Below are 18,469 nucleotides of genomic sequence, written 5' to 3'. Positions count from 1 at the left end.
ATTATGATCAAACATTTTCTCTTATTCCTCGGGCTCATTGTGTCCTTTCCTATCCTCGCACAAAAAGACGCTACTCTGGATCAATTTCCAGAAGTATCATACGAGCTGATGGAAGATCGCCTGAGCTGTATAGAGGGAAGCATTCCCCTAGAATACAATGAGCGAATCAAGGCTTTCATAGATTATTTTACCATTCGAGACCGTGAATACACCAAATCTGTCTTAGCCAATAAAAACGTCTTTTTTCCAATTTTCGAAGCAGAATTGGCCAAAAGAGGCATGCCAGACGAATTGAAATACTTGTCTATCGTTGAGTCGGGCTTACGTCCAAATGCCATGTCGAGAGTAGGTGCTGCTGGTCTATGGCAGTTTATGCCTGCCACAGGCAAATCCTACGGACTCGCCCAATCATGGTACATCGACGAGCGCATGGATCCATTCGAAGCGACCGAAGCTGCTTGCAGATACCTGAAAGCATTATACAACATGTTTGGTGATTGGGAACTGGCACTGGCAGCCTACAACACCGGACCCGGAAACGTGCGCAAGGCCATTCGCAGATCTGGATATCAAAAAACCTTTTGGGATATTTACAACTATCTACCAAGAGAAACTCGCTCCTATGTACCGCAATTCGTAGCCATGATCTATACGCTCAACTATCTGGACGAACACAATTTCAACTTGGAAGAAATCGAAATGAACCACCTCATGGATCATGACACCGTACACGTGAGCGGATACATGCATTTAGAAACCTTTGCCAACCAAATCAATCTCTGTGTAGACGACCTAATCCTCCTCAACCCACACATGATCCGAGGAGCTACACCAGATGGCACATTCAACTTTCCACTGAGAGTACCCGAAGACCTAGCCGAAGAAATCAGAATCAACAGAACAGTTATCTTAGACTCTGCCAGCAAAGTAGGCCGTGCAGAATTAGACTATTTGGCTAGAAATTCGCCTGGTAGTACCTATGGTCGAACCAAAGAAATCTACAGGGTTCGAAGTGGAGACGTGCTAGGCACCATTGCACAACGCTACCATGTGCGAGTATCTGACCTTAGAAATTGGAACAACATCAGCGGAAATATGATTCGCGTAGGCCAGCGATTGAATATCTGGACCCTACCACACTATTCTTCGCAGACCAAAGAAACTTATGTAGTGAAAAATGTTCCAAAACCCGTTTCAGAAGTAGCTGGAGGCACCTACCATTTGGTGAAATCGGGGGAATCACTTTGGAGTATTTCTAAAATGTATCAAGACCTGAGCATAGAAAAAATTAAAAAACTAAATAACCTTACATCCACAAGCATCAAACCTGGACAAAAACTATTGATAAGTATGTAACTTGGGTCTGGATGTGCACCTAAAAAATTCCATCAATGAAATTATCTCACGTCAACCATTTACTTCTACTTGCCCTCGTTCTATTTACCGCGAGCTGTGGCTCAGACAACAAACCCTCAGACAAACTGAGTAGCAAATCGCACCTACCTGTAGCGCGAGGCGAATCCAATGCCATTTTGGCCGTGATGGACACCAGCCAATGGAACGGTCCGCTTGGTGATGCTCTTCGAGATATTTTTTCGGATTATGTGCCTGGACTGCCACAAGACGAGCCTTATTTCAAATTGAGAAATATCAACCCACTGAAAATGAACAACATTCTCAAAACGGGTAAGTCAATGATATTTGTAAGTACACTTGACAACCAAAATGCACAAAGTAGAGCCATGCAAAACTACTTTACCTCTTCGTCGCTCGAAAAAATCCTGAAAGATACCGCCATCTATCGCCTCCCACAAAAAGATCAATTTGCCAGAGGACAAGAAATTCTACACCTATTCGGGCAAAACGAAGCACAACTCATTGCCCACCTCAAAAGAGACAAAGACCTCCTTAGAAACTACTTTTCCAATATTGAAAATCAGAGAATCAGCAAACCACTTTTCAAAATCAGAGAAAAGCAAATTGAAAAAACCATCCGAGACACACATGATTTCGAAATCCAAGTGCCTTACGGCTATGATTTGGCTAAAAACCAACGTGATTTTGTATGGGTGAGGTTGCTAGACCCAGAGTTTGAAAAAAACATCTTTGTCTATTACAGGCCATTCACCTCACATGATCCATTCGACGACGTATTGGCCTTTCGAGAAGAAATCTCTTCTTCTTACATGCGCGACATCCAAAGACCAGACATCTACATGACCTTGCAAAACGAAAACAACAATATCCGTGAGGTCAATTTTCATGGCAAATATGCCAAAGAAGTCCGTGGACTCTGGAAACTTAGCGATATCTCTGGTGGCGGCCCATTTCTCAGCTATACCTTCGTAGATGAATCTCAAAAGAGACTTTATTACTTAGAAGGGTATGTCTATGCCCCGTCTAAAGATAAGCGTGTATTTATGCAAGAGATCGAAGTAATCTTAAACACCTTTCGCTCAAGCCAAGATCTGAAAAAATAGACCGTAGAGGCAATTAGCTAAAGCCCAAAACACTATTTCCTTCCTAACATATTGCCCTATATTTAGCTCTTTTCTCAGAGAATTTGCGCATTTTTGAAGCTTGGTTAATACCCATTATACATTGTCTATGTGCTTAATAACCAGCAACATTATTTATCCACAAATTCCATTATGAGTTTAAAAATAAGAAAACAAGACGCGCTCGATTTTCACTCTGAACCTACCCCAGGAAAAATTGAAGTCACACCGACAAAACCACTTGCTACACAGCATGATTTAGCGCTGGCCTATTCTCCAGGCGTAGCAGTGCCCTGTTTAGAGATCGCCGATGACGTAGAAAAGGTTTATAAATACACCGCCAAAGGAAATCTAGTAGGCGTAATCTCAAACGGCACAGCCGTTTTGGGTTTAGGAAATATTGGCCCAGAAGCCTCTAAGCCTGTCATGGAAGGCAAAGGTGTTCTCTTTAAGAAGTTTGCTGGCATCGATGTCTTCGATATAGAAATCAACGAAGAAGACCCCGACGAATTCATCAAGATAGTAAAATCGCTAGAGCCTACTTTTGGTGGGATCAACCTTGAAGACATCAAAGCACCTGAGAGCTTTAAAATCGAAGCCGAACTTCGTGAAAAAATGAACATCCCTGTCATGCACGACGACCAGCATGGCACAGCAATCATCTCAAGTGCAGCCCTTCTCAATGCCCTAGAGGTAGTGGATAAAAAATTGGCTGATATAAAAATTGTAGTGAATGGTGCGGGGGGTGCTGCTATTGCCTGTACAGATTTGTATGTGAAAATGGGAGCTACCAAATCAAACATTGTGATGGTAGACAGCAAAGGTGTAATCAGAAAAGACCGCCCAAACCTAAACGCCATGAAAGGCCAATATGCCACAGACCGAGATGTAAACACGCTCACAGAAGCGGTAAAAGATGCCGACATGTTTTTAGGCTTATCTATGGGCAATGTGCTTTCGCCTGAAGAACTCCTGACCATGGCCAAAGACCCCATCGTCTTTGCGCTGGCGAACCCTGACCCAGAGATCGCTTACGACTTGGCCATGGCTACTCGCGACGATATCGTAATGGCCACAGGCCGATCCGACCATCCTAACCAGGTCAACAACGTACTGGGTTTCCCATACATTTTTCGTGGGGCACTAGACGTACGAGCAACTTCGATCAACGAAGAAATGAAACTAGCTGCCGTACGAGCACTCGCTGAAATGACCAAACAGCCCGTACCAGAAATCGTATCAAAAGCTTATGGCGAAAAGAATATTAAGTTTGGCAAAGATTACCTCATTCCCAAACCACTAGATCCAAGACTGATCGCCAATATCTCCTCTGCCGTGGCCAAAGCAGCCATGGATTCTGGTGTAGCTAAGACTAGCATCGATGACTGGGACGAATACAAAATGGAACTCGAAGAGCGGGTAGGTGCAGAAAAGAGAATTATATCCAGAATTATTTCTGCAGCCAAGAAAAACCCAAAACGAGTCGTATTTGCAGAAGCCGCAGAAGAAAAAATTCTAAAAGCAGCACAACTTTTCTCTGACGACAAAGTGGGTATACCTATCCTTTTGGGCAACGAGAAAAAAATCAATCGCCTAAAAGAAGAACTGGATCTAGACTTCAACTGTGAAATCATAGACCCATTCAAACAAAATGAAAAACTAGAAACCTATGCCACTCATTTCTTTGAAAAAAGAAAAAGAAAAGGCATGACCCTACAAGATGGTCGTCATCAGATGCTAGACAGCAACTACTATGGCGCCATGATGGTAGAAATGGGCGAAGCCGATGCGCTTATCTCTGGCCTGAATACGGACTACCCAAGAACGATCAGACCAGCACTACAAATCATTGGGGTAGAAGATGGCCTGACTCGCGTCGCGGGTATGTATATCATTCGAAATAAGAAAGGCACTTTCTTCCTTGCTGACACGACAGTGAATGTAAACCCTGACGTGGATGCGCTAGTCAATATCATCGAACTAACACATAGAGCCGTGAAGTTCTTTGGGTTTGACCCTAAAATGGCCATGCTATCCTATTCTAATTTTGGATCTGCCAAAGGAGATGTGCCAACTAAAACAGCCCAAGCCGTACAGATCGCTAAAGAAAAGTGGCCAGAGATGATCATAGACGGAGACATTCAAGCCAATCTGGCCATGAATAAGAAAATGCTACAGGAAACTTATCCGTTTAGCGATTTGGCAGGACATCAGGTAAACACGCTTATTTTCCCTAATTTGTCGTCTGGAAATATTGCTTATAAACTGCTCATGGAAATAGGAGCTAGCGAAGCCATAGGACCAATCCTCATGGGCATGAAGAAACCAGTACATGTGTTACAAGCTGGCAGCTCTGTAAGGGAGATTTATAATATGGCCGCCATCGCAGTAGTAGATGCACAAGCCACCGAGAATAAGAAGAATAAATGATAGCATATCTGGAAGGAAAATTGGTTGAAAAAGATCCTACCTATGTCCTCGTGGACGTAGGTGGGATTGGCTACCATGTAAAAATCACCCTCAATACCTATTCGCAAGTCAAGGCGTTGAATCAATGCAAAATTCACACGCATCTACATGTAAAAGAAGATGCACACACTTTGTATGGGTTTTTTGAAGCCTCTGAGCGCAAGCGATTTTTACAGCTGATTTCTATATCAGGAGTCGGTCCTTCCACAGGATTAATGATCTTGTCGTCGCTATCTCCCGAGGAGATACATTCGGCCATTGTAAATAGCGATGTGAAAACCATCTCTGGGGTAAAAGGCATCGGTCAGAAAACAGCTCAAAGAATCATTCTCGAATTGAAAGATAAAATGAGCAAAGAAGAACTCGAAGGACATCAGCCAATGATCTCCCTATCGATGGGCAATACCCTAAAGTCTGAAGCGTTATCGGCGCTCACCACTTTGGGCATAAATAAAGCAGCAGCAGAAAAAACAATTGACAAAATTATGAAAGAAACCGCGGAGCAAGTGAGTCTAGAGGAACTAATCAAACTGGCCCTTAAAAGGGCTTAATTAAGTAAATACAGAGTTTGACCACCATCAAATTCCACATAACATCTACCTTTCTTCTCATTCTCCTTACGGGAATGCTAGACGTTTTTGCGTCTATTCATTTCCAGCAAGTGCCCGCAGACACAGTCAAAGCCGATACCGTCTCTAACCCCAAGTACGAGCCATCTTACCGCCCGACCTTCAATCAGCAAGATCGATTTGGCGACCCTTTTTCAAACACACAAAGTCCCTCCCCTTTGCTCCTAGAAGACCCTGCTTCTATGCAGCTAGATCTAGAAATAGATACTGGGATGAACTATACAATCTACGAACGTGTGGGTGCACTCAATTATCGACCACGGTCTACCATGACCTTCGAAGAGTTTAACCAGTATCAGGATGCCGAGATGAAAAAAGAATATTGGCAAAATCGATCAGCAGGACTAGATGGAGAAAGTGCCGTCAGTGGCCGTCGACTCATTCCCAAACTGTATATCAGCCCTATATTCGACCGTATATTTGGCGGCAGCTATGTAGACATCGAACCCAACGGATTTGTAAACCTCGACTTTGGTGGGCGCTGGCAACGAATCGAAAATCCAGCGATACCCATCAACCAGCAACGAAACGGCGGCTTCAACTACAATCAACAAATTTCCATGAATGTGGTAGGAAAGGTGGGTGAAAAACTCGCCATCACAGCCAACTTCGACAATAACAATTCCTTCGACTTTCAAAACAACATGAAAGTAGAATACACTGGATATGAAGAAGATATTATCAAAAAAATAGAACTAGGTAACGTGAGTATGGATGTATCCAATTCGCTAATGACTGGAGGCCAAAGCCTGTTTGGAATCAAAACCCAACTTCAATTTGGCAAATTATATGTGACAGCTCTAGCCTCTCGCCAGCAAGGAAAATCCCAAAGCAAAACTTTTCAGTTTGGCGCAGAAGGACAGCCTTTTAGTCTCCGAGCAGCCGATTACGACGAACGAAGACACTTTTTCCTAGGACATTTCTTTAGAGACAATTATCAAACTTGGTTGAGGGACATCCCGCAAATAACCTCAGGCGTCAACATCACCAGAGTAGAAGTCTATGTAGTAAACACCACCAACGAAACAGCCAATGTAAGAAATTTCGTAGCTTTTACCGACCTCGGGGAAGGCGATGTCAGCAATTTACAAAACAGTGCCAAATGGGGCGCCACTGCACAAGCAGGTCCAGCCGACAACGATGCCAACGGCCTATGGTCTACCATTAGTTCAGATCCGTCCATCAGAAACGTATCTCAAGTAGAGCAATCACTCACCAGTGACGGATTGAAAATAGGAGAAGAATACGAAATACGCCCAACTGCACGAAGACTAGACGCCAGAGAATACAAATGGCACTCCCAACTAGGATATATAAGTCTACAACGAAAACTCCAAAATGATGAAGTACTAGCCGTAGCCTATGAATACACCTACAACGGACAAAAATATCGAGTAGGCGAACTTTCGGATACGTATTCTGGCTTTGAAGACGATGCTTTGATCTACTTAAAAATGCTTCGTCCAGGCAAAATCAATACGGATATTAAAACCTGGGATCTGATGATGAAAAACGTCTACTCACTCAACTCCCCAAGAATCAATGAAGAAGGCTTTGAGCTTAGAATCAACTATCGAGACGACACCAAAAATTACGATTCACCAAACCTAAACGAAGGCGTTAATACTAACAACGTCCCGCTGATTGAGCTCCTCGCCCTAGATCAGTTGAACGTGAATGGCGACAATCAAAAAGATGGCAAATTTGACTTTATCCCAGATGTCACATTCGATATAGAAAATGGCTACGTGATCTTCCCTGTGCTAGAACCCTTTGGAAGCACATTAGACTCCAAGTTCGAATCCAGCGAACAGCGACTAAAAGACCAATACGTTTTTCAAGACTTATATGACCTTTCAAAAATTGACGCTCAACAAAATATCGCAAAAAACAAATTTTTCATCAATGGCACCTATTCCTCTAGTGCGGCAGGAGTCTACCCACTCAACGCTTTCAACATCGCCCAAGGTTCTGTAAAAGTAACTGCTGGCAGTCAGCTACTTGCCGAAGGGGTAGACTATCAGGTCAACTACAGCGCTGGAGGCACTGTCACCATCCTCAACCAAGGCGTAATCGCATCGGGCAAGCAAATCAACATCTCCTATGAAGTAGATGACTTGTTTAGTTTTAGATCCAGATGGCTCACAGGAGCCAGATTAGACTACCGATTTTCAGACAAAATCAACGTAGGAGCTACCGTTTTTCACTTGAGTGAAAGACCTGGGGGTGTAAGTCGCTATACCGCAGGTAACGAACCCATAAAAAACACTAAATACGGTTTTGATGTAAATTATCAGGAAGAATCTCGCATGCTCACCAAAATAGTAGATGCTCTACCACTCATCAGTACCAAGGAAACATCGACCGTATCTTTCAACGGAGAGTTTGCACAACTGCTCCCTGGCACGTCCAACAAAGTGGATGGGGAAAGCTCATCCTACATAGACGACTTCGAAAGTGCCGTCACCCCATACAACATCGGTGGTGGACACTTGCCTTGGAAACTAGGCGCTACTCCGTCCAAATTTTTGGGTTCCAGTGATTTGGAAAACAATTTTAGAAGAGCCAAAATGGCTTGGTACATCATCGACCGATCTGCTTTTTATCTGAGTGGGGGCAACAAACCCGACAACCTCACCGACGAAGACATGGAAAACCACTACGTGCGCCCTGTCTTGCCACAAGAAATATTCAAACAGCAAAACAGACAAGTCGTCAATACCAATTTATCCATATTCGACATCGCCTATTACCCAGAAGAGAGGGGGCCTTACAACTACAGCTCAAATCTTACCCCAGATGGACTATTGCCAGAACCAGAAAAGAATTTCGGAGCCATTACCCGAGCAATCAGCGGAGAGGTAAACTTCCGACAAAACAACATGGAATACATCGAGTTTTGGATGATGGATCCATTCATCCAAGGCGAACGAGGCAAGGTAATAGACGGTATAAAAAACACAAACAATTCCACTGGTGGTAAATTGATTTTCAACCTTGGAGACGTCTCTGAAAACCTACTCGAAAATGGCAAACATGAATTCGAAAATGGACTGCCCTCAGATGGCGGTATAGAAAACACCGAACCTACAGCCTATGGTAAAGCCACCACACTACAGTATCTCACAGAATTTTTCGACAATTCTGCCTCTGCCCGTCCTAATCAGGATATTGGACTAGATGGGATCAACTCTGACGAAGAAGCACAGTTGTACGGCCCCGTCATTGGGCTAGATGGCTTAAATGCTACTGGACAAAGTAGAATTAGAGATGATGTCGCTGCAGATGATTTTAAGTACTTTCTCGATGAGGAATATGATCAAAACAACGCCAAGGTACTAGAACGATACAAAAAATTCAATGGACTAGAAGGCAACTCACCTATAGGTGCTGGTTCAAACAGTTTCACCGCTTCTGCCACCAACATTCCTGAAAATGAAGACATAAACGAGGACAACTACATCAATACCCTCGATGCTTATCGCGAATATGAAATTGATTTGAATGTAAATGACCTAGAGATAGGCAAACACAACATCGTAGATAAAGTAGTAAGTGATGATGGAGAAGCCGCTTGGTATCTGTTTAGAATCCCCATCAACCAACCCGACCGTACAGTAGGCGACTACTCTGAAGAGTCCAATCGCTTTATCAGAATGTATATGACCGAATGGACGCAACCCGTCGTCTTGCGCATGGCCAAAATGCAGCTTGTCGCCAGCCAATGGAGAAAATCTACTGAAAATCTCAAAGACAAGGGCTTCGATATATTGCCAGAAACGGGTAGTTCGGATTTTGAAGTATCTGTAGTAAACATCGAAGAAAATAGCCTCCCGACAGATGGCAAACCACCATACGTACTTCCCCCAGGGATTAGCCGTGATCAAGACAATACCACCACTATTTCTCGTCAAGTGAATGAACAATCGCTCAAAATCTGTGTAGATGACTTAGAAGACGGAGATGCCCGTGCTGTATATAAAGAAGTCGCACAAGATTTAGTAAACTATGGTAGACTCAAGATGTTTTTTCATGCCGAGCAATATCAAAACGATATAGTAGACGATGGAGACATGTCTGCTTTCATTCGGATAGGCTTGGATCAAACGAGCAACTACTACGAAATAGAGGTCCCTCTCGTCATCACTCCAGACAACATGTCTCCCTATTCACGAGAAGACGTCTGGCCAACCGAAAACGAAATCGATATTGCACTCAATGAATTGTATGGAGTCAAGGCCGCCAGAAATGGCAGTGATGTAAATGTAGAGGACGAATACAAAAAACAATCCTCTGATGGCAAATACGGAATAACTATCGTAGGAAACCCAAAACTAAACAACATCACCACGATGATGATCGGTGTACGAAACATTCAGTCGCCAACCAGCGCGCAGCCGCACTCGATCTGTATCTGGGCCAATGAAATGCGTGTGACCGACTACGACGACACCAAAGGCTGGGCTGCCAATGCAAGAATGAGCGTGAAGTTGGCAGATTTTGCCACCATCAACGCCGCCACCAGATACACCAGCGTAGGTTTTGGAGGCATCCAAGACAATATTTCGCAAAGAACAAGAGAAGAATCGATAGACTATGACTTGTCTATGAATATGAATGTGGACAAATTGATCCCATGGAAAACAGGCATTAAAATACCAATGTTTGTCAGCTATTCGAAATCCAAACAAACCCCTAAATACGATCCTCTCGACCCTGACATTCCACTCGATGCCTCCGTACTCAAGTTCGATCAGCAAAATGAACGAGAAGAGTACAAGGAAAAAGTAATCTCCCAGACAGTCAACAAGAGTGTCAATTTTATCGACGTAAGGAAAGAAAAAGTAAAAGAAGACGCCAAAAGCCATGTCTACGATATAGAAAACTTCTCGTTTAGCTACGCCTACTCCGAACAAAAATCGAGTGATGTAAATACCGAACAAGACTTTAGAAAAGAATATGATGGAAACGTATCCTACAACTACAGCCCGCAACCCCCATCAATAGAACCGTTCAAAAATTCGGAATCGCTCTCTAGCCCCTATTTGAAACTGATCAAAGACATCAACTTCTCTCCATTGCCCAGCAATTTCTCCGCACGAGCCTCTATGAATAGGGTGTTTAGAAAAAGGCAGTTGAGAAATGCCGACCTCACCACCACAGGCATCGACCCCAACTATGAAAAATATTTCACATTCAACCGAACCTACAACCTCCGCTGGAATGTTTTCAAAAGCCTAAGCGTAAACTATAATGCCACAGCCAATGCCATCATCGATGAACCAGAAGGCGATATAGACACCCAAGCCAAGCGAGATTCAGTATGGAACAATGTGCTAAGCATGGGTAGAATGAAAAGCTATGACCAAAGCGTAGGAGCCAATTATCGATTGCCTCTAGACAAATTCCCACTCACCGACTGGGTGAGTGCCGACTATCGATACAACGTAAACTATCGGTGGACAGGCGGCAACATAGGGCAAGTAGAAGAATTTGGGAACTTGGTAGAAAACAACCGAACCAGAGACCTCACTGGAAAGTTCGATTTGGTAAAACTCTACAACAAATCCAAATACCTAAAATCCATCAACTCACCTGCTCGATCGAGGAGTAGCTCCACACGATCGCGAACACCCACACGTGTAGATACCACTCAGTCGTCTGGTGGAGGCAAAGGTATCAACGGCTTTATGCGCCTACTCATGTCTGTCCGATCAGTCAATTTTACTTACGGTCAACGAGAAGCTACCAAACTACCTGGTTTTACAGCCGTACCTTATCTTTTTGGTATGGATAGTGATTTTGAGGCGCCTGGTGCTGCATTTATTTTCGGTAGCCAAGACCCAAATATTCGCATAGATGCTGGCAATAATGGCTGGTTGGTCAAAAACGGAAGACTCACTACCCCATTTGTGCAAAGCTTAACAGACGATTTGAACTTGCGCGCCAACGTAGAACCATTCAAGGATTTGAAAATACAATTGGATGCCAAACGATCCGAAGTGAGTGGCTATCAGGAAATCTATAGGTTCGATACCGTAACGCAAGTCTACACTTCACTCACCCCTTCACGATCTGGTAGCTATACGATCACCTTTATGCCGATCAAAACAGCATTCGTCAAGGATCATGGGGAAAACATTTCATCAACATTTGAAGAATTCGTAGAAAACAGAAATATCATACAAAGCAGACTCAATTTACTCAACACCAATGGAGAGTATGATATTAACTCTCAAGATGTACTAATCCCTGCCTTTATAGCTGCCTATACTGGCCAAAATGCTGGTGAAGTAAAGCTGACGCCGTTTCCTAAAACACCTGTGCCTAACTGGCGAGTGGATTATGCCGGCTTGAGCAAAATACCTGCCCTACGAGACAAATTTGCATCCATCAATCTGACACATGCCTACATGTCTACATTTAGTATCACCAACTATACCAACTCACTCCTCTACTCTGACCCGTCCGTTTTGGAGTTGGGCAATAGCATACTAGATTATCCCGAGGCATCGGCACCAGGAGACAATGGCAAACTAACACCCGTCTATGTGATCAACCAAGTAGATGTAGTCGAGCGTTTTTCTCCTTTGATTGGTATCAACATCAGAACAAAAAACAAAATCACCACTAAAATAGAATACAAAAAAGAGCGAAGTCTTTCTCTGAACCTATCCAACTCTCAGATCACCGAACTCCAAAGCAACGATATCGCCTTTGATTTCGGGATAACAAAGAGTCAAATGAAAATTCCATTTAAAGTAAATGGTAGAACCGTTACGCTCGACAACGATATTCAGTTCCGATTGACCTTCACCGTCAGAGACACCAAAACCATCCAGCGAAAAATAGAAGATGTACAAACCGTCACCAATGGCAACATCAACTACCAAATAAGACCTACACTCAACTATGTGGCCAACCAAAAACTGAACATCACGATGTACTTCGAAAAGAACATCAATGAACCGAAAATCTCCAACACCTTCAACCGAACCTCGTCCGCTTTCGGCATCCAAATGAGATTCAGCTTAGCGCAATAAATTTTGCATATAAGAGGATATAATAATCTTATGAGATTTTTTACCGAATTGGTAAAATCAGCTTATTTTTGGCTCACTTATTTAAACAAAAGCAATTCAAAATGAATATTCCTGACAATTTACTTTATACAGAAGATCACGAGTGGGTGAAAATAGAAGGTGACGTTGCCACCGTTGGTATTACTGATTTTGCTCAAGGTGAGCTTGGTGATATTGTATATGTAGAAATCGAAACCGAAGGAGAAACCATCGCAAAAGGAGAACTATTTGGTACCATCGAAGCGGTAAAAACAGTATCTGATTTATTCATGCCCATGTCTGGTGAAGTAGCAGAGTTCAACGAAGAGCTAGAATCTGAACCAGAGATTGTAAACTCTGATCCTTATACTGACGGTTGGATGATTAAAATTAAAATTTCTGACATGAGCGAAAAAGATAGTTTGCTATCGGCAAACGCATACAAAGAGTTGATAGGGAAATAATTCCTTCCAAACCCATATTCAAAAAACTAGCATTAGGATGGACAGGAGCCATCCTTTTTGCTACCCTTTCTCCTACAGGCGGCATTTCACTGTTCGAAATTTCCATTCCACATTTCGATAAAGTTGTCCATTTCGGCCTTTTTTTCGTATACGCCTTATGGGTCGGTTTAGCAATCAAGCCTCAATCAAGATATATATACGGTTTTTGTATTGGGAGCTCTCTTGCTATACTCACCGAATGGCTACAGTCCTATGTACCTGGCCGGCAAGCCGATATATATGATGGTCTAGCAGATGTAGCTGGTACAATCGTGGGGCTTTTTGTCGTTATTCTTCTCCACCCAAATTCAAACAAAAAGCAGTCTGAAAAGCCCAAGTGTTGATTAGTTGTGGATTAAATCGACGTAAAAAAAATGATTAACTGCAGATATAAAGCGGACTTTTGTATATTTGGAGTTGCTATTAGAAAAGAATTTTATTTAATTAAATAAGCATGGAGCTAAAGAAAAACCCAAAAATATCTCTTGAGAGGAAATCAGGGATGTTTTTTAACGTTGGCCTTGCTATCAGTTTACTACTTGTCATTACCGCTTTTGAGTGGAGGTTTTATGATGACGGTGGATTAGTTGATTTGGGTCAAGTGGATGATGATTTTGAGGATATCATGGAGATTCCTCCTACGGAGCAACCACCTCCACCTCCACCAAAAATCGAGCTTCCTAAGATTATCGAAATTCCTGATGAGGAAGAAATCGAAGAAGAAATCGAAGTGGACTTGGATGTGGAAATCACAGAAGAAACTGTAATCGAAGATATCGTATTCGAAGAAGCGCCTGAAGAAGAGGTAGCAGATGAGATTTTTGATATCGTGGAAGACCAACCAGGACCTCCTGGTGGAATGGCAGCCTTCTACAAGTACGTAGGTAAAGAAATGAACTACCCGAACCAAGCCCGAAGAATGGGTATCGAAGGGAGAGTATTCGTTCAGTTTGTTGTAGACAAATCTGGAAATCTTACTGAAGTACGTGCAATTAAGGGAATTGGTGCTGGTTGTGATGAAGAAGCTGTAAGAGTATTGCAAAATGCTCCTAAGTGGTCTCCAGGAAAGCAAAGAGGACGCCCTGTAAAAGTAAGAATGATTTTGCCTATCACATTTAAGTTGAGCTAAGCAACATCAAAAAAACTACTAAAGACAAAAGCCCGATTAGGATATCCTAATCGGGCTTTTTTATGCGGTTCATTAAACAACCACTCACCCCCCTTCTTATCCGCTTATTTATTTTAGATTGGTGAATAGGCTTGGCTTTGCGTAGGTTACATTCGAAAACATCAATTGTATCCCATGAACAAAATATTAATACTCCTCCTATCGATCATTCCTATGTTTTCCCAAGCGCAAAATGATCAACGTAGAAACGATTACCTTGACAGCGATTTTCATAAAGCAAAAAGAGCACAGCTGCGCGAGAGCATGCCAGCCAATTCAGTCGCGATCTTCTTTGCTAATGCCGTCCGCAATCGAGCCAATGATGTAGACTACCTCTACCATCAAGACCCTAATTTTTACTACCTCACTGGCCATCGAGAACCACATTCGGTCCTATTAATATTTAAAGACAAACAAAAAGTAAGCAGAGAGACTTTCGACGAAATCATTTTTGTAAGAGCACATGATGCCCTCAAAGAAATGTACGATGGGCCTCGTTTAGGCAAGGACGGTGCAGATGAAAAACTCAATATCTCAGTTGCTTTTGAAAACCCCAGTTTCAAAGACTTTACCATCGATTTTTCCAAGTTCGACAAAGTCATGTTTTATGATTTTAAAAATGATGTGAGAGATACCAAAGAAGAAGGTGATCTTTTCGATCTGATCGAGCAGTTCAAACAAAAAGTAGGCTACCAGCAAGGTGAATTGGCCATCGAACCTCAAAAAAACAACCTGGACATCGTAGGCCTAGACTCCCTGATGAGACAGCTCCGAGGAATAAAAACCAAAGAAGAACTTGACTTGATCAGAAAAGCAGTAAATATCTCTGCAATAGGTCAGGCCGAAGTGATGAAAGCCATGAAACCTGGGATGTCCGAAGCAGAAATTCAAGGCATCCATGAGTTTGTATTCAAAAAATATGGCGCCGAATATGAAGGCTACCCGAGTATCGTAGGCGCTGGTAATCACGGATGCATTCTCCACTATATAGACAACTACAAGCCCGCCATTGAAGGTGGGGAATTGATCCTGATGGACTTAGGAGCGGAATATCACGGCTATACCGCCGACGTGACCCGTACCATACCAGTAAATGGCAAATTCACCAAAGAGCAAAAACAGATTTACGATCTCGTGTACAAAGCACAACAGGCCGCCGCAGATACCTGCAAGGCTGGTGTTTCTTTCAAAACCCTCTATGAAACGACTGCCAATATCGTAAATAATGGACTAGTAGAACTGGGGCTCTATGAGGATACATCTAACGAATCTATCATCAACCCTGCCACTGGCCGCAATCGCTATTATCCACATGGCTGCTGCCACCATATCGGACTAGATGTACACGACAAAGGCTACTATGACGAACTACAAGAAAACATGACCATCACTATAGAACCAGGTATTTATATTACAAGTGGTAGCCCTACAGACCAAAAATGGTGGGACATCCCTGTGAGAATCGAGGATGATTATTTGATTACCAAAGACGGCTGTGAATTGCTGTCCAACAAAGCCCCTCGCAAATCAGATGAAATTGAAAAACTAATGAAAGAGTCGAGTATTTTCACCGATTACCAACTACCCGAACTAAAAAGTGAAAAGTGAAATTAACGTTGTCTTTTTTGATTTTGTTTCCACTGCTTGGCTACAGCCTGAAGTAACGTTGGGTAAACAATCCAATGCCTAAAGGGTTTAATGGCCAACATATAGAGTTGGCCAAACAAGCCGTTCGGTTTTACATAAATAGTCATTTGTACCTGTCGAGTAGCTCCTTTTTGGATCAGCCCAAAATGAATAGCAGCTTGTACCGTTTTGTTTTCTATTTCTAACAACGCCTCATTGTCCAGCACATAAACGCTATCGAAATGCTGAAAATCACCAACTGCTGGTAAGCTTTCAGTCTTAGTTAGCTGATTGTAGCGTGTTTTGAGTAATCCAACTGGTTTCGTTTTCGAACTGTTTACAGGTTCGTCCCAATGAAATAATTGACCTAACCATACTCTCAGTTTGAACAACCACCCAGCGAAACCTTTGGTTTCTATTTGGCTAATAGCCTGTACAAAAGTATCCTGCACTTCCCCTATTAGGTGCTCTTCGCGTAGCTCTATTGGCAAAAGCCAAGTATCTTCTATTCTATAATCTTTTGTGATCTGATGAGCCAGCCAAAACTCAGCAAGGTGGGCGGAAATAGCGTTTGTCATGTTTATCGTTTGGTTTTATAGATCATACGAAAAACAAGATTTTTTAGCTAGGCTATGCCAAAAAAGTAAGACCTGGTGGCTGATAAAGTAACCACCCAGTGAGGCTATACCTGTCCACATGAGTCTCTAACACTTCATGTTCTACCTGATCACTTCGCATAAAAACGATACGCTTGGCTATCGGCGCCACCGTCTTTTCATGATCATCTAGGTACAATTTTAGCTCACCACCATCCCCTGATTTCCAGTCTTTATTGAGATACAAAATCACAGATATGAGCCGGTTACTTCTTTGATTGAATTGATCAAGGTGTCGTTTGTAGAAAGTCCCTTTCGGATAATGCGCCATATGAAACTCTGACCCACTAAGACTCAAAAAGCAATAGCGATTGAATCGTGCAATGGCCTCGTCCACCCTTTCAAAAAAATCAGCTAAAGCAATATCCTGTTCACGATTTAACCATCGGATATAGTCTCCCCTTACTTGGCTTTTAAGCTGAAAGTCGCTGCCAGTACCAATGCCGGCTTTTTTAAAATCGTCTTCTTTCAGGTTTTCCTGAAAATAGTCTAGAAAAATGCTCAATTCGTGATCTGTAATAAAATCATCTACAACCAAACAATTTTCTTCGGACAAAGCATCGACCCAGTCGATCCAAATGCCCTCTTGATAGTATGCCAATATCTATGTGAAAGAACGGCGCGAATCTAGTTTACTTTTCTAGATTTAGAATCAAAAGGAGTTGAATATAATCTCAGGTTAATGCCGCTTCAGCTGTGTTTGATTTTTATAGATTACAAAAAGCAACCCAACAGCAATGCCGTAATACGCAAACCACTGCCACACATAGGACATGGATGCATAATCGACTGCCCAAGCCACATCAATAGGTATAGGGAACAACCTCAACGCAGCTACACTCAAGATCATCGCAATTACCTGCGTCTTAGTATGAACTTCCTGCAACGCTAGAAGTGAAAACGTCAGAATAAAAGGTAAGCCAAGAAAAAGTATCCTCGTCATGTCTTCGCCAGCCACCAAACCAAAAGCACCATACATCAAACTCAAGACAACCAACGTGGCGTATCTCTGATCTAACAAACGACACCAACGATATCTAAATAAACCTACAAACGGCAATACACCATAAGCCGACCCAACAGCTGCCAACCACCGAACAAATCGGGTAGGGTCTTTAAGTGCCCAATAGCCATGATATAAAATAGCATCAAATGAAGACCGTTGATCTATCTGATCTGGCTGTTGAAGTAAAATAAATTTTTGAATAACTACACCAACTAACGTAGCCGCTACCAAATACTGGCCTTGCTGCCATGGTTGATTTTTGTACTCAAACACAAAATGGAGCACTATAAAAACCAACATGACGGCCAGAAAAGACTCTTTTTGAAGCAGGGCTACTGGTACCAAGAGAAAAAACCAATTATACTTTTTTTGAATAAAAAACCATAAAGCCAACGACTGAAAAAAATATAGAGGTACATCTACAGTCAGATTGTCGTGCAAGTTGTAGCGAATGATCCCTACCCAGTGCAGAAGCAACCACGAAAATCCCAATACCTGCATCCAACCCCTAAGCGCTAGGGCGAGCCATAGTTTTCGAATCGACCACAGACTCAAGACAAAAAATACAAAATTGACCACATCAAAATGCACATGCATCTGAGTACCTGGCAACAGACTAGCCAACCAAGGCACTAGGAGTCTATTATAAAAAGGAAAATGGATTGGGGAAACTATTCCAGTTTCAAAAAAGACATAAAGTTTGGCATACTGATGCCCATCACAAAGTTCACACGCCTGATAATCCAAAGGACTGTTGATCCAATAAAACAGACCGTAGAGCAGAATAGCCAATACATAAAACCATCCGCCATTTATCCCTGTCTTTTTTTGATCAGATATCAATTTTATGGTT

At 42.5% G+C, this 18,469-nt stretch carries 12 protein-coding genes; 9 read left to right on the top strand and 3 right to left on the bottom strand.

The annotated features are described in order from the left end of the window. Positions 1 to 3 precede the first annotated feature (3 nt). The 9 genes from N7E81_RS05130 to N7E81_RS05090 all read left to right on the top strand — a co-directional run bounded on the left by N7E81_RS05130 (position 4) and on the right by N7E81_RS05090 (position 15,936). Positions 4 to 1,356 carry a lytic transglycosylase domain-containing protein gene (locus N7E81_RS05130; RefSeq protein ID WP_317624065.1) on the top strand — a complete coding sequence of 451 codons (1,353 nt, stop codon included), beginning with the start codon at positions 4 to 6 and terminating at the stop codon, positions 1,354 to 1,356. A gap of 35 nt (positions 1,357 to 1,391) precedes the next feature. Next, a complete protein-coding gene (locus N7E81_RS05120; protein WP_263052210.1) occupies positions 1,392 to 2,480 on the top strand; it encodes a DUF4837 family protein in 1,089 nt (362 codons plus the stop codon). A 171-nt stretch (positions 2,481 to 2,651) separates the two neighbouring features. Then, positions 2,652 to 4,928 (top strand): NADP-dependent malic enzyme, encoded by a 2,277-nt coding sequence (locus N7E81_RS05115; protein ID WP_263052209.1) that lies wholly within the window; start codon positions 2,652 to 2,654, stop codon positions 4,926 to 4,928. After that, the gene (gene ruvA, locus N7E81_RS05110; protein WP_263052208.1) at positions 4,925 to 5,518 is read left to right on the top strand and encodes a Holliday junction branch migration protein RuvA; all 594 of its coding nucleotides are present in this window, start codon (positions 4,925 to 4,927) and stop codon (positions 5,516 to 5,518) included. The genes N7E81_RS05115 and ruvA overlap by 4 nt, the downstream gene beginning before the upstream one ends. Positions 5,519 to 5,592: 74 nt before the next feature. Continuing rightward, a complete protein-coding gene (gene sov, locus N7E81_RS05105) occupies positions 5,593 to 12,639 on the top strand; it encodes a T9SS outer membrane translocon Sov/SprA (protein ID WP_263052207.1) in 7,047 nt (2,348 codons plus the stop codon). 101 nt (positions 12,640 to 12,740) lie between these two features. Next, entirely contained in the window at positions 12,741 to 13,121 is a 381-nt protein-coding gene (gene gcvH, locus N7E81_RS05100; RefSeq protein ID WP_263052206.1) for a glycine cleavage system protein GcvH, read from the top strand. Continuing rightward, complete coding sequence (locus tag N7E81_RS19475) at positions 13,085 to 13,504, top strand: VanZ family protein (protein ID WP_407692710.1); 420 nt, start codon at positions 13,085 to 13,087, stop codon at positions 13,502 to 13,504. Before gcvH ends, N7E81_RS19475 begins: the two co-directional genes overlap by 37 nt. A 110-nt stretch (positions 13,505 to 13,614) precedes the next feature. Continuing rightward, complete coding sequence (locus N7E81_RS05095) at positions 13,615 to 14,289, top strand: energy transducer TonB (RefSeq protein WP_263052205.1); 675 nt, start codon at positions 13,615 to 13,617, stop codon at positions 14,287 to 14,289. Between the two features lie 174 nt (positions 14,290 to 14,463). Beyond that, the gene (locus N7E81_RS05090) at positions 14,464 to 15,936 is read left to right on the top strand and encodes an aminopeptidase P family protein (RefSeq protein ID WP_263052204.1); all 1,473 of its coding nucleotides are present in this window, start codon (positions 14,464 to 14,466) and stop codon (positions 15,934 to 15,936) included. A gap of 2 nt (positions 15,937 to 15,938) precedes the next feature. On the opposite strand, the gene N7E81_RS05085 is transcribed toward N7E81_RS05090, so the two are convergent. The 3 genes from N7E81_RS05085 to N7E81_RS05075 form a co-directional block, all read right to left on the bottom strand. After that, complete coding sequence (locus tag N7E81_RS05085) at positions 15,939 to 16,532, bottom strand: DUF2867 domain-containing protein (protein WP_263052203.1); 594 nt, start codon at positions 16,530 to 16,532, stop codon at positions 15,939 to 15,941. 52 nt (positions 16,533 to 16,584) lie between these two features. Further along, positions 16,585 to 17,211, bottom strand: coding sequence for a 2OG-Fe(II) oxygenase (locus N7E81_RS05080; RefSeq protein ID WP_263052202.1), 627 nt, complete (start codon positions 17,209 to 17,211; stop codon positions 16,585 to 16,587). 78 nt (positions 17,212 to 17,289) lie between these two features. Next, positions 17,290 to 18,459: a hypothetical protein gene (locus tag N7E81_RS05075; protein ID WP_263052201.1), complete on the bottom strand. Its 1,170-nt coding sequence runs from the start codon at positions 18,457 to 18,459 to the stop codon at positions 17,290 to 17,292. Between the last annotated feature and the right edge of the window lie 10 nt (positions 18,460 to 18,469).

Origin of the sequence: Reichenbachiella carrageenanivorans (genome assembly GCF_025639805.1) — a bacterium.
Taxonomy (GTDB): Bacteria; Bacteroidota; Bacteroidia; order Cytophagales; family Cyclobacteriaceae; genus Reichenbachiella; species Reichenbachiella carrageenanivorans.
The sequence above is the reverse complement of the archived record's forward strand: the minus strand, read 5'-3'. Positions and strand labels throughout refer to the sequence as shown.

Coding starts and splice junctions, on each gene's coding strand:
- N7E81_RS05130 (WP_317624065.1), top strand. CDS start 4: ATGATCAAACATTTTCTCTTATTCCTCGGGCTCATTGTGTCCTTTCCT.
- N7E81_RS05120 (WP_263052210.1), top strand. CDS start 1,392: ATGAAATTATCTCACGTCAACCATTTACTTCTACTTGCCCTCGTTCTA.
- N7E81_RS05115 (WP_263052209.1), top strand. CDS start 2,652: ATGAGTTTAAAAATAAGAAAACAAGACGCGCTCGATTTTCACTCTGAA.
- ruvA (WP_263052208.1), top strand. CDS start 4,925: ATGATAGCATATCTGGAAGGAAAATTGGTTGAAAAAGATCCTACCTAT.
- sov (WP_263052207.1), top strand. CDS start 5,593: ATGCTAGACGTTTTTGCGTCTATTCATTTCCAGCAAGTGCCCGCAGAC.
- gcvH (WP_263052206.1), top strand. CDS start 12,741: ATGAATATTCCTGACAATTTACTTTATACAGAAGATCACGAGTGGGTG.
- N7E81_RS05095 (WP_263052205.1), top strand. CDS start 13,615: ATGGAGCTAAAGAAAAACCCAAAAATATCTCTTGAGAGGAAATCAGGG.
- N7E81_RS05090 (WP_263052204.1), top strand. CDS start 14,464: ATGAACAAAATATTAATACTCCTCCTATCGATCATTCCTATGTTTTCC.
- N7E81_RS05085 (WP_263052203.1), bottom strand. CDS start 16,532: ATGACAAACGCTATTTCCGCCCACCTTGCTGAGTTTTGGCTGGCTCAT.